At 40.7% G+C, this 13,244-nt stretch carries 11 protein-coding genes; 4 read left to right on the top strand and 7 right to left on the bottom strand.

What is annotated here, in order from left to right:
- Nucleotides 1-21 precede the first annotated feature (21 nt).
- From FTU75_RS12565 to lpxO, 4 genes are all read right to left on the bottom strand, one after another.
- On the bottom strand, nt 22-1,272 hold the full coding sequence (locus FTU75_RS12565; protein WP_180116101.1) for a WG repeat-containing protein: 1,251 nt from the start codon (nt 1,270-1,272) through the stop codon (nt 22-24).
- A 52-nt stretch (nt 1,273-1,324) separates the two neighbouring features.
- Entirely contained in the window at nt 1,325-1,735 is a 411-nt protein-coding gene (locus FTU75_RS12570; protein WP_180116102.1) for a PH domain-containing protein, read from the bottom strand.
- A 180-nt stretch (nt 1,736-1,915) separates the two neighbouring features.
- Entirely contained in the window at nt 1,916-2,998 is a 1,083-nt protein-coding gene (locus tag FTU75_RS12575) for a diguanylate cyclase domain-containing protein (protein WP_180116103.1), read from the bottom strand.
- A gap of 370 nt (nt 2,999-3,368) precedes the next feature.
- Nucleotides 3,369-4,283: a lipid A hydroxylase LpxO gene (lpxO, locus tag FTU75_RS12580; RefSeq protein ID WP_078190472.1), complete on the bottom strand. Its 915-nt coding sequence runs from the start codon at nt 4,281-4,283 to the stop codon at nt 3,369-3,371.
- 471 nt (nt 4,284-4,754) lie between these two features.
- On the opposite strand from lpxO, the gene fadB reads away from it, so the two are divergent.
- The 3 genes from fadB (at nt 4,755) to FTU75_RS12595 (ending at nt 9,184) form a co-directional block, all read left to right on the top strand.
- On the top strand, nt 4,755-6,908 hold the full coding sequence (fadB, locus tag FTU75_RS12585; protein WP_180116104.1) for a fatty acid oxidation complex subunit alpha FadB: 2,154 nt from the start codon (nt 4,755-4,757) through the stop codon (nt 6,906-6,908).
- Between the two features lie 12 nt (nt 6,909-6,920).
- Complete coding sequence (fadA, locus tag FTU75_RS12590; RefSeq protein WP_180036233.1) at nt 6,921-8,093, top strand: acetyl-CoA C-acyltransferase FadA; 1,173 nt, start codon at nt 6,921-6,923, stop codon at nt 8,091-8,093.
- A gap of 371 nt (nt 8,094-8,464) precedes the next feature.
- Nucleotides 8,465-9,184: a hypothetical protein gene (locus FTU75_RS12595; RefSeq protein WP_180116105.1), complete on the top strand. Its 720-nt coding sequence runs from the start codon at nt 8,465-8,467 to the stop codon at nt 9,182-9,184.
- Nucleotides 9,185-9,333: 149 nt separating this feature from the next.
- Here the strand turns inward: FTU75_RS12595 and tehB are convergent, their stop codons facing one another.
- Nucleotides 9,334-10,206, bottom strand: a complete 873-nt coding sequence (gene tehB, locus FTU75_RS12600; RefSeq protein ID WP_180116106.1) for an SAM-dependent methyltransferase TehB — start codon at nt 10,204-10,206, stop codon at nt 9,334-9,336.
- A gap of 297 nt (nt 10,207-10,503) precedes the next feature.
- Here tehB and FTU75_RS12605 point away from each other — a divergent pair, with 297 nt between their 5' ends.
- Nucleotides 10,504-11,124, top strand: a complete 621-nt coding sequence (locus tag FTU75_RS12605) for a hypothetical protein (RefSeq protein WP_180116107.1) — start codon at nt 10,504-10,506, stop codon at nt 11,122-11,124.
- 54 nt (nt 11,125-11,178) lie between these two features.
- On the opposite strand, the gene FTU75_RS12610 is transcribed toward FTU75_RS12605, so the two are convergent.
- Both FTU75_RS12610 and FTU75_RS12615 read right to left on the bottom strand, forming a co-directional pair.
- A complete protein-coding gene (locus FTU75_RS12610; RefSeq protein ID WP_180116108.1) occupies nt 11,179-12,540 on the bottom strand; it encodes a GGDEF domain-containing protein in 1,362 nt (453 codons plus the stop codon).
- 376 nt (nt 12,541-12,916) lie between these two features.
- The gene (locus tag FTU75_RS12615) at nt 12,917-13,195 is read right to left on the bottom strand and encodes a hypothetical protein (protein WP_180116109.1); all 279 of its coding nucleotides are present in this window, start codon (nt 13,193-13,195) and stop codon (nt 12,917-12,919) included.
- Nucleotides 13,196-13,244: the final 49 nt, after the last annotated feature.

Genomic DNA, 13,244 nt, shown 5'->3' on the forward strand with positions numbered 1-13,244 from the left:
TATAAGACCCTACCTCAGGATTTATTGCCAATATTCCACGCCATGCTGGTCTATAAATCCTGAATTAATATCACATCCTTTCTCTTTAAAAACATAAAGTAAACCTGATTCGTCAAAATTCCCAAAATGCATAGCATATTTAAAATCAATTACGCGCTGTCCTTCTTGATCCATAAAAGCATAAGGCTTTTCTAAGCTGTATTTAACTAACGTACATAGTGCTCCGTGATAATCCATAAATACATCTGTACAGCCTAAAGAGGCTTTCATTACTCCATTTTCATCTATATATGTTGCTTGCTGATCTATAGATACTGCGCAGCGTTGTTGCCGAAATCCGTAATCACTCAACTCATCGAATTGATGTTCAATCTGCAATTTAACTCCTGAATCATCCACTTTATAAAAGCCCCATTTCTTTTTATATTGAGTCGCAATTAATGCCCGTCTACCTGTGGGAATAAGATTGAGATTTTCATTACTCAAAAAGTTCAGCTGATGAACTTTAGTTTCTTTGGTCTTTAAAACAACTTGACCACTTTTATTAATAAATTCTAGGTATTTAGTCCGTTGAATCAAACTATAGCCAAATGCACAAAGCTCCACATGTTTGAGCTGATCAGCAATGATTTCTCCCATTGAATTAATCACAGAAAAATATTGTTGTTTACCCTTCCCGAAGCTCACTACAGCAATGCCATCACAAAAATGACTAGCATTGCTAAACTGCGCAGAAATCACTTCCTGCCCGGTTTCATCCGAAACAAAACCATAAAGATTACCTTGATTTGGAACATAGCGTTTAAAACATCGCAAGCCGGACTGTTCTTCACCAAGATATTGATATTGTGCATGAATAGTCCAATGTCCATTGACATCTACCACACCCCAGATTGAACCTAAATTTTTTCGAGCAATACTCACAATTGCACGATGATTACTGAATGGGTGAATTTTTGAAAACTGCATAGAAATCAACTGTTGATTTGAGTAATCTACAAACCCCCAGCTTCCATCATCAGACTGCACACCAATGAGTTCTTGACTGTCATAATCTACTGCTAAATATTGTGGTTCTATTTCAACAATTTGACCATTTTCGTAATAGATCCACCCATAGCGTTTATGCTCATTTAAAGTAAAACACAACCAACCTTGATTGAATTTGAAAGGTTTGAGTATTTGGAAATATTTACATTCAATAAGAAAATTCAGCTCAACATCAACAATGCCAAATTTTTGATTTTTATGATAAGGAATTATTGGAGTCATTTTTATTCCCTTGTATTTCAAATATTTTCATATCAAATCAAATTAATTTAATCTATTTATATATACCTAAGGCCTTCAAAAAATACTGTTGATCTTTGGGTGAAACCATGACGAAATTGCGTTGTCCATTCTGTATATATTCAATTTTTAAACGTTTAATGGAAAGCGCAGGTGCCGCAGATAAATCCTGACTTGCACTGATGCGTTGGATATCCTGCAAAGGAATCTGCCAATGTAGAAACATGCTACGGATGTTTAATTCTGTAGCGGAAATTTGATAACGTGTATTGAATATTGGCCACCACAGCAGTAATACCGTTAAAATATACACCGCGGTATGAAGAGGATATTGCTGCATCGTACCTTTGGCTTGCATGGTGAGTAATAATTGAATGAGTAAACCGCTCATACAAACAATAAACGCCACCACCCACCAATCTTTTTTTGAACGAAAAACTTGCATCTTATCCCCCATCAACTGCTTTTATTCTATACAAGATTTTGCAGGATGCATCTGCTATTTCAGCTTTATTTTTGCAGGAAATAAGCATACTTATCACATTATTTTCAAGAATATGGAGATCCATTTAGCTCAAGTTTCGCTAGTCATCTCTTGTTATTTTTGGCGTTCTTTACGCTCGGATCACGCTTCTTTCGGCAAGGGTTGTTCCTGCAAACGTTTATAATTCTTTTTCTCTTGATACATTTTAGCATCGGCTTGTTGTACCAAGCTCATGGCATCTATATAGCCTTGCTGATGGTCTGTTTGACAGAGCCCAATACTTAAACTTAAGCCTGCTTCCATTTCAGCCACCGCTTCTAATAAACGCGGGATAAAACTCGCTTCCACATGCTTTTCACTGCAACCAGGCAAGACCAAACAAAATTCGTCTCCGCCATAACGGAAGCAATGATCATCTAAACGTGCAACCGACTTTATGGCCGCAGCAACCGTTTGTAGTACCTGATCTCCACGTGGATGACCTTGTTCATCATTGATCTTTTTAAAATCATTGATATCAATAAACACCACTGTCACAGGTTCATGATTACGCTGTGCAGTATATAAAATACTGGTCAATAAGGTCGATAAATGCCGGACATTTAACAGTCCTGTTAATGGATCACGCTGTGAAAGTTCTTCCATTTCTTGTGCACGAAACTCTAGCGCATGCGCATACTGTTCCATTTTTTCACGGGAGATCTTCACCTCATTAATCAAACTCCACACATAGGTTTCCACCACCAATGTAGTGTCGAACATAAAGAGCTTTTCCAAGGTGTTAATAATCCGCTGATACTGTTCCGTATCATTAAAGGTACGCTGAATTAAGCGGAACAACATAGTCTTTAGGGTATGCACCGCAGAGAGATACAACTTCGGCTCTACACCTATGCGCTTATGAACCAAACCAATCCGTAAACGGTTATTCACATAAGCGCTGTCATAGCGTCCCGAAAATAAGTCCAATAAATATTGATGCTGCGCGCGTTGCAAACGCTTCAAGGTATCAAGATCACCAATCAAAGTGGCAATTTCTGGAATTGAGGTCTGATTTTCATAAAATTCATCAACCATACTGTCGAGTATCGGCGCCACAATCCCACCAATCGAAGCCAATTCCGCCAGCTCTAAATCAGTCAAGCCAAGCAACTGTTTACGTCGTTCTATATCTTGCATCGAAATATGCATTTGATGCATCAATGTTTGGTTGGTTGCTTTCATGAATCGGATCCCCTTCCCGCCAAATCCCTCTCTTCAGGCGTTTACACAGGGTTTCTATGCAGTAGGTCTGCAATGTTTCCACCGTTTTCACCCTTGGGTTTTGGCTATCATTGATGATGACGCGTTTCTTTCAGCTCAACGGTTTTGCATGGGCTTAAGTTCGGACGTCAACATCATATTCCTCGTCTATTGGCTCATTTTTTCTGGCTTATTCTGATTCTGGCTTATTTTGGCTAACACGATTCCTGTATTTAGCTGATTTGCTCTGCATAATTATTTTTATTCTGCTTCCACGATAACTGATATTTCACTGACTGTCAGCATAAAAAAACGCCCCTAAGGGCGCATTTTTTCAATATTTATTCTACTTTTAAAATAAATATGGACGTACAAAAATCAGGAAAAACAGCCCCAACATCAGGAACCACTTTAAAAAGTAATACAGTGAACGATTGGTTTTTTTCAAGGCTTTGGCTTTTATGCGAATTTGATAGACATAGCCAAACACTTTATTTAAACCACCCGTTTTATCACCACTTTCATTCGGTGAACTCGCAGCAGTCATGACATTTTTACCAAACCAATGGTTAAAAGCTTCCATCCACTTCGACTTTAATGGCCGTTCAACATCTGCAAAGAAAATGATCCGGTTCTGATCCGTTTTATTTTCAGCATAGTGAATATAGGTTTCATCAAACACCACACTCTCGCCGTCACGCCATGAGTACCGCTGACCATCGACATCAATAAAACAACGGTCATCATTGGGCGTCAGTAAGCCCAAGTGATAACGCAATGAACCAGCATAGGGATCTCGATGACGGACTAAACGACTGTCTGGCGCCAACTCAGTAAACATCGCGGCTTTAATGGTGGGTAGGTTTTTCAATAAAGCCGTGGTTTTTGGGCAAAGTTCAGCAGCTGAAGGATGGGCTGAGTCATACCATTTTAAATAAAAGCGTTTCCAACCTGTTTTAAAGAACGAGTTAAATCCAAGGTCATCATAAGTACTCGATGCTTTGATACCCCCTTTTTCATATAAGGCCTTAGCTTCATCACGAATCATTTCCCAGTTTTCATCTAAGACTTTTAAATCTTTAAAATGCTGCGTGTCGATATAGGGTTGGCTCGGCACTTTTGAAAACATGTACATGAGAAAATTGATCGGTGCGAGCAATGTCGAATGATCAAAAAACTGACGATAAAATGAATGACGGACTTTACCGCGTTGTTGGATATAAAACGCAGAAATGACAAAGACCGCCAGGATAATCCACTTAATCATATGAGGACCTCGTGCTAATAAGCGTTGTGCTTAATGAAAAATTAACTTTTGAGAACGCGGCGAGTATAGCATAGTGCTCAGTGATGCCTAAATAAGCAGCATAGAACACTGTGTCTCAGCAAAGATGGATGACAATGTTAAAAGTGAATTGACCATTCTGCCGATAAATACACTTGCTTTTTTCTTGAATTTTTCTTTTGCATCTCAATCTATAGCTTACATTTATAAAAAAATGTGAACTGAAACATAAGCTTCAACATATTTAATTAGAGCGATAGCGTTTAAAGGCAGATCCGAAGGCTATTTCCAAAAGAAATTTTGATGACCCTAGCGTCACGGCTTGATACAACTTGTTATGTTCTTTTTAGATATAGTTATCGTAAGATTAGCGAGGCATAAAGTGTACGCAGGAACCGCGTACTCGCTTCACAACATCAACTTAGAAGTCCTCCAAAATAAAGGAGATCAGGCATGATCCACGCTGGCAATGCCATTACCGTCCAAATGCTTTCGGACGGAATTGCAGAATTCCGCTTTGACTTACAAGGTGAGTCGGTCAACAAATTTAACCGCGCAACAATTGAAGATTTTAAAGCTGCAATTGACGCTGTTAAAGCAAACGGTGACATCAAAGGTTTAATCGTTACTTCAGGTAAATCTACATTTATCGTGGGTGCAGATATCACTGAATTCGGTGACAACTTCGCTCAAGGCGAACAAGCGATTGTGGATTGGGCATTGCCTGTTCACGACATCTTCAATGCGTTTGAAGATCTAAACGTTCCTAAAGTTGCTGCAATCAATGGTATGGCATTGGGCGGCGGTTTTGAAATGTGCTTAGTGTGTGACTATCGTGTGATGTCAGAAGCTGCACAAGTTGGCCTTCCAGAAATCAAACTGGGTATCTACCCTGGTTTTGGTGGTACGGTTCGTTTAAGCCGCGTGATTGGTATCGACAATGCGGTTGAATGGATGGCAATGGCTGCACCGAAAAAGCCGGCTGCTGCGCTCAAAGACGGTGCTGTTGATGCAGTTGTTGCTGCAGACAAACTACAAGACGCTGCAATTGACCTTGTGAAACAAGCAATTGCTGGCCGTGTAGACTGGAAAGCAAAACGTCAAGAAAAATTAGATCCTGTTAAATTGAACATGCTTGAACAAATGATGGCATTCAATACAGCGAAAGGTGCAGTTCTTGCAAAAGCAAATCCTGCTCAATACCCAGCGCCAAAACTTCTTCTAGACTCATTACAAGCAGGTGCAAGCCTTCCACGTGATGAAGCATTGAAAATCGAAGCGCAAGGTTTTGCTAAAGCGGCTGTGACTCCACAAGCAGGTGCGTTAATTGGTTTATTCCTTAACGACCAAATTGTGAAGAAAACTTCGAAGAAATATGAAAAAGGTGCTCACCCTGTCAACCAAGCTGCTGTACTAGGCGCAGGTATCATGGGTGGTGGTATTGCTTACCAAGCGGCAAGCAAAGGCACACCAATCATCATGAAAGACATTGGTAACCCACAATTGGCGTTAGGTATGTCTGAAGCGAACAAATTGTTGACTAAACAAGTTGATCGCAAAAAAATGACTGCGGCGAAAATGGGTGAAACTCTTGCGCGCATCCGTCCGACTTTAAGCTATGACGAGTTTAAAGAAGTGGACATCGTGATTGAAGCAGTTACAGAGAACCCTAAAGTTAAGGGTATCGTACTTACTGAAACTGAGAAGAATGTTCGTGAAAACACGATCATTGCGTCTAACACATCAACCATTTCAATCACACGTTTGGCTGAAAACCTAGAGCGTCCTGAAAACTTCGTAGGTATGCACTTCTTTAACCCAGTTCACATGATGCCATTGGTTGAAGTGATCCGTGGTGAGAAAACATCTGCTGAGGCAATCGCAACGACTGTGGTTCTTGCTCAGAAAATGGGTAAAACCCCAATCGTTGTCAATGACTGCCCGGGCTTCCTTGTAAACCGCGTATTGTTCCCTTACTTCGGTGCATTTGACCTTCTACTGAAAGACGGTGCTGACTTCCAGCAAGTTGATAAAGTGATGGAAAAATTCGGCTGGCCAATGGGTCCTGCTTACCTCATCGACGTTGTGGGTATCGACACAGGCGTACACGGTGCGGAAGTAATGGCAGAAGGTTTCCCTGACCGCATGAAGCCTGACTTCAAAGGTTCAATTCAAACAATGTACGAAGCAAAACGTTTGGGTCAAAAGAATGACGTTGGTTTCTACAAATACGAACTTGACCGTAAAGGTAAGAAAGCCAAAGTGGTTGATCCAGTGGCTTACGAACTTGTGGCTTCTGTTGCAACTGCGGAAAAACGTGAATTTGATGCTCAAGAAATCATTGACCGTATGATGCTGACGTTCTGTAACGAAACTGTTCGTTGCCTAGAAGACAATATCGTAGCGACTGCTGCTGAAGCAGATATGGCGATGATCATGGGTGTAGGTTTCCCTCCATTCCGTGGTGGTCCATGCCGTTACATCGACCAAACAGGTGTCGCTGAATACGTAGCGCTTTGCGACAAATATGCGTATTTAGGTAAGGCTTATGAAGCGCCACAAATGTTGCGTGACATGGCTGCAAACAACAAAAAATTCTACGGTTAAGGAGCAACGTGAATGGCTACTTTAAATCCACGTGACGTTGTCATCGTTGATGGCGTACGTTCAGCAATGGGTAAAACCAAAAATGGTATGTTCCGTAACGTACGTGCTGACAGCTTATCTGCTGAATTAGTACGCGCGCTTGTTGCTCGTAACCAGTTTGATACCAATGAAGTTGAAGACGTAATCTGGGGCTGTGTAAACCAAACCCTAGAGCAAGGTATGAACATTGGTCGTAACATTGCGTTATTGGCTGATCTTCCAAAGACTGTTGCAGGTCAAACAGTGAACCGTCTTTGTGGTTCTTCTATGCAAGCAATCCACACGGCGGCTGCGCAAATTGCAACCAACCAAGGTGATATCTTCATCATTGGTGGTGTAGAGCACATGGGTCACGTTGGCATGATGCACGGCATCGACATCAACCCAGAAGCGTCTAAGCACTATGCAAAAGCGTCTAACATGATGGGCTTAACGGCTGAAATGTTAGGTCGTATGAACGGTATTTCTCGTGAAGAACAAGATGCGTTTGGTGTTGAATCACACCGCCGTGCTTGGGCTGCAACACAAGAAGGTCGTTTCAAAAATGAAATCGTGGGCGTTGAAGGTCACGATGCAAATGGCTTCAAAATTCTGTGCGATATCGATGAAGTGATTCGTCCTGATGCAAACCTTGAAGCATTCCAAGCTTTACGTCCAGTATTCGACCCGAAAGGCGGTACAGTAACTGCTGCAACATCTTCAGCTTTGTCTGATGGTGCTTCTGCAATGTTGCTGATGTCTGCTGAACGTGCTCAAGCTTTAGGTCTTAAGCCACGTGCTGTGATTCGTTCTATGGCGGTTGCAGGCTGTGATGCTGCGATCATGGGTTATGGTCCTGTACCAGCAACTCAAAAAGCGCTTAAACGTGCTGGCTTGTCAATTGCTGATATTCAAACGTTTGAATTGAACGAAGCGTTCGCAGCACAAGGTTTGTCTGTTCTTAAAGGCTTAGGCATTTATGACCAACAAGACCGTGTGAACTTGAACGGTGGTGCGATTGCATTAGGTCACCCATTGGGTTGTTCTGGTGCGCGTATCACAACGACTTTACTGAACGTTATGGAACAGCAAGATACACAAATCGGTCTTGCGACGATGTGTATCGGTCTTGGTCAAGGTATCGCGACGATTATCGAACGTGTTTAATGTTTAGTTAAATACTGAGATAAAAAGAAACCCCGCTTATTGCGGGGTTTTTTTATTTGTTAACTAAACTCACATGAATACATACTGAAAATCCCTTCTCCCTCTAGGATGAGCAGCATGCTCCGCAAGAGGATGAGGGAATTTTTTCATATAAATCCTCTCCCTGAGCGGTATTCTGCGCAAGTCTCCTTAAAAGGAGAGGGAAATTTCATAGTGAAATAAATTTTGTTCAAAAATCTTCAACAATAAACCGTGCTAAACAAACCGTAAAAACGTCTCAGCATATTTTTAAAGTTAATACGTTAATTCTCGATTTTCAGCGATTTTTGAATTATGGTAAGGCCTGAACTAAAACTTAAATATGCATAACAATGATAAATAAACGACTTCACTACCTCTTAAAGATGAGCTGCCTAAGCACTTTTATTTTTCTTACAGCTTGCGCTACAAATAATGAAATCGGTGAACTCTCCCGTGATCTGTTTCAAAAATACGAAACAAAATATGCATGGAGAACAATCCTTGAAGATGATGTGATCGCATTTGGCAAACCCGCTAAAGCAATACCCAATGAACCAATCGATAGCATCGTAGTCGCAGGCAATAAATACAGCTATGTGATCAATAAAGGCGGTGCTGATTTTATTCAACTGATTAGCCAACTCAATCCACAATATATTCGTCTCCATCGAGAACTTGACTTTAATTCTCCGAGCCCGAACAGCACTAAATTTAGCGGAAGCTTTAAATTTTATTATGCGCCTCCCAATGGAACACTAAGTCCTACGGAAAGGGCATTATTCAACCAATATGGCGTAGCACCATGTGATTGTTCAAAGGCAGAACAGCAAGATCATCTCTTTAACTTAGAAATTGCAGGTACGGTTTACCCAAAAGTTGCGAATGCCGCAGATTTAAAGCCCTTAAGCCATCCATATAAGATCCGTATCCAGCATTACGAAGACCAAAGTGGCTATGTCAAAAAGTCAGGGCAGGAAAAATTGGCAGAATTACCACTATTGCCTTTAACACTCACAATCGACATCATTCAATTGCCTTTAAAAGCTTTAGGCTTTATTTATCAGCCTTAAATCAGAGTATGATCATATTCAATTGGTTGAATTTTCTAAGTACACATACACCCTGACTAGCTCAAAAATGGTTCCCTTTTTCCAATTTAAGTAAAGTAAGTGTTGAGTTGATCACCAATCCTTCAACTCAACATCCTACAATTCTTGGCTTAAATTTTCTGCGCCAACAAAGTCGCAAAATGCTGTTGAATCCGCTGCCCTTCGGCATCCACCCGATGCAGCTCACCGACATTTTCATTGTATTTCACAATATTCCAGCCTTCATACAACGCACTTAACTCTCCTGCTTTAAAGCTAAATGGAAAGTCAGGCTGCGCAGGTAAATCAGGCGTATCCATCGCACAGACGATCAGGTTATAGCCATTTACACTTGTCGCTTGCTGCATCTGCTGAATCAGCGGCTTGACTGTATTGGCCTCTAAAAACATCATCACCACGGTACAGCAAATAAAGTCGTATGTACCTGTAATGCTTGGGTCAGCGTTTAGATCACGCTGCTGTACATGAATATTTTCAATGCCTTCCGCAGCGATTACCTCTTGCAGCTTGTACAAACTGTGTGGGTTCACATCCCATGCATCCACCTCAAAACGCTGCTCAGACAACTGACTTAAGTACAGCGAATTACGCCCCTGACCACAGCCGACATCCAAAGCTCGACCACCTTGCAAATATGGTGTTGCTGCCAAAAGTTCTGAGTGTGTTGGGCTGAGCTGATACTTTTTATAAAAATAATCCTGTGCTAAGCAATAAAAACTTAACTGACATTGCACATCGTCACTCGCAGAGACAATCTTGTGCCACGCCTGTGGTTCGATAAACGGCGGTGGTAGGTCTGGACTAAATACATGCGTCGAGAGGACATTTCCAGACGCATCTAACATGGCAAAATTTACTTCACCTTGCAGCACGGTGAGTTTTGCCCATGTGCCTGCTTTGGTATTGTGCTGTTGTTTAAAACCTTGTGGAATCGACTGCTGCGTCCACACAGGGAGCTGTTTATAACAAATAATCTGCTGCATCTGTCGTTATCCCTCATGCGACGTTATTTTTATGCCATACCAATGGCGGAAATGTATATTCACCATAACGGCTTTAACAGTGATTTTAAATCAGCTTTGAATTGAAAATTTCGAATGCTGTGGAATGTACGCTGTTTTTGTTTGTTTTTCTGCGTAACACCATGTTATCCGTTTGTAACATTGGTGGAATATTCACACAATCGAATCCCTCACTCTGTGCCGTGTAACCTAAGTACTGTTGATAAGGCATAAAATTTACAATGCCTTATTTTAACTAAGTTTTATAGAGTGATGACTATGAACGCGATCAAAACTACTTTAGCTGTTGCTTTAGTTGCTGCTACAACTTCTGCTATGGCAACTACTGCTGTAGAACAAAAACCTGCGACTGCTATTGAAGCTGTAAAAGCTCAAGCTGCACAAGCAAAAACTGCAACTGTAGCTGCTGCTCAAGCAACTAAAGATGCTGCTAAAACTCAAGTGGCTGTTGCAGAAAAAGCGACTCAAACTAAAACTTTAACAGTGAAAGAAACCACTAAAGCAAAAACTGCTGACATGAAAAAAGCAGTTGTAGAAAAAGCAGCAGCAACTAAAGAAACTGCAGTTGCAGCAAAAGATGCAACTGTAGCAAAAACTGTAGCGGCTAAAGACGCTGTTGTTGCGAACACTGTTGCAGCAAAAGACGCGACTGTAGCAAAAACTGTAGCAACTAAAGATGCTGTCGTTGCAAAAACTGTTGAAGCAAAAGATGCAGCTGTAGAAAAAGCAACTGATGCAAAAGAAGCTGTTGAAACTAAAACTGAAGAAGTAAAAGCTGAAGCGAAAAAAGACTGTGCTAAAAAATGTGCAGAGAAAAAAGCTGAAGCAGCGAAAGCTGAGAAAAAAGGTTTCTTTTCTTGGTTCAAAAAAGCAGCTTAATCGTTGATTAAATGCTAAAAAAGATGCCTTCTCGGCATCTTTTTTTATGCCGATTTAGACCGCAATGCTGCTTTCTGCCAACGGAATAATCTTTTGATAAACAAACTGATTTTTCCCTTGTGATTTCGCCTGATATAAGCAGGCATCGACATGTTGTAGAGTCGTGGAGTAATTGGATAAACTCAACTGTTGAAACTCGGCCAAGCCCATACTAAAGCTGACATCTAGCCTTAATTGATTTTTTCGAAACGGTACATGTTCACAGCGTTCCAAAATCGTTTCACACAACATTTTACCCTGTTCCAAATCGGCACCTTCAAGCAAAATTAAAAATTCTTCACCGCCCCAGCGACTGATAAAACTCGCGCGTGGACTACAATTTTTTAAGATTTTTGCCAAATGCACCAAAACACTGTCCCCCATTTGGTGTCCATATTGGTCATTAATTTTTTTAAAATTATCGACATCGAGCAAAATGACACAGCCTTTATCAACCGCACCCTCTATAAATATTTGTTCTTTAAAAGCATGGCGATTTTTCAGCCCCGTCAACTCATCGCAAAAACTTACACGTTGCAAAGCCAAATACAGGCGTTTATTTCGTGCATATAGCTCACAAATAAACAGAAAAATGATCAGATAAATACCCAATGCCAAACGATAAGAACTGATCCGCGAGAGCATATGTACCTGTGCATCTGACCAATATTCCCCAGCCAATGGCATGGCACCATACCAGCCACAGATCAGCGTCATTAAACCAATCAGCCAGCAAAAAGTTTTGAGGTCGTATTTGATCGCGTAATAACACATCAATAAAGGCAAGACCATGCAGGCATAGAAGATCTGATCATTTGAGATCACATATTGCACGGCCAATGCCACGATCAGATAGCCATAATCTATCCACGGTACATTCATCCAGCGCTGAACACCAAATAATAAACACACCACAGCCAAACTTGTTGCAAATTGCTCTAGAAAATAATCAACAAAGGCAAAGTATTGGTTGTCCATCTGAAAGCATGCCACGAATAATAGACTGCCTGCAAAAGCACCCACGATACTCGGAACAGTTAGCATCAAGGTTCGTTTAAAGCGGCGCTTTTTTAAATGGCTCAGTGCCAAATAGGCTTTAATAAATACCCAAATTTGAAATGCCGAAATCGCACACAGGAGAAATTTATCTTCTAATGTCTTGGCGGGATCGACCATCAGCGAAGCCACAAAAATCGCACTAAAAGCATAGAGTACGATCAGTAAATCGTGGCTTAAATGCTTCCGCATTAAAATCATGCCATAGGCAGCGAATGCATTTACCACCCAAACAGGGCTAATGAATAATTCATAGGTATAGCCTATCGACACCAATGAAACCGCACATATGGCAAGCCATAGCAGTATTAATTTTTTCATACGCTAAAAAAATCGTCTCTAAAAATGGCGATAAACCTTTCATTCAAAGCCAATCGGTCTAAGGTTAGAATGTTTGCAAGTTCAATACAGCTCAGCTTCTTATGAGTTATGGGCTGCTGGCTAAAAATTTATGTTTAAATTTTCGGCGTATTTTAAGTGATTTAAGTCACACTATTGATTAATAGTTGTATTAAATTTGCAATTTAAACAATCGAAGACTGTTTTAAAGCCAATGTTTTTTGCGTTATTCATGCTAGTTCGGAACTCAGCTCCCAAATTGATGCTCGATAGCAACAAAAAAGCCATCCGCTAAAGGATGGCTTTCACTTGTATAACATGTCTCGAAGCTGTGCTGAATAATTTGAATGAGAAGGACTTATTTTAGTATTTGTAATTGTTCCATCAACCAAGCCATGTATTTGTCTTGATCCATAAAGTCAGGCGCCGTCCCTGTATCCAAACTATAAAATTGTTGATTAAATTCAATCACAATCTGTTCAGTCAGATGCCAATCTTCAATCATGCGAAAATACTGACTAAAGAAAAAACGGTTCTTGCCCCAGTTGTTTAAACTTTCCAAACGTGGATATTGGCGGTTTGCGATAAAGTCGATATAGACCTGCTGAATATCATCAAAAATCTGAATAGTTCGCATGAGCATGGACCTCTATATGATGTAAAACCCTGCTAAAAGCCACTTTATC

The sequence above is a fragment of the Acinetobacter sp. YH12140 genome (assembly GCF_013418475.1).
In the GTDB taxonomy this organism is placed as follows: domain Bacteria; phylum Pseudomonadota; class Gammaproteobacteria; order Pseudomonadales; family Moraxellaceae; genus Acinetobacter; species Acinetobacter amyesii.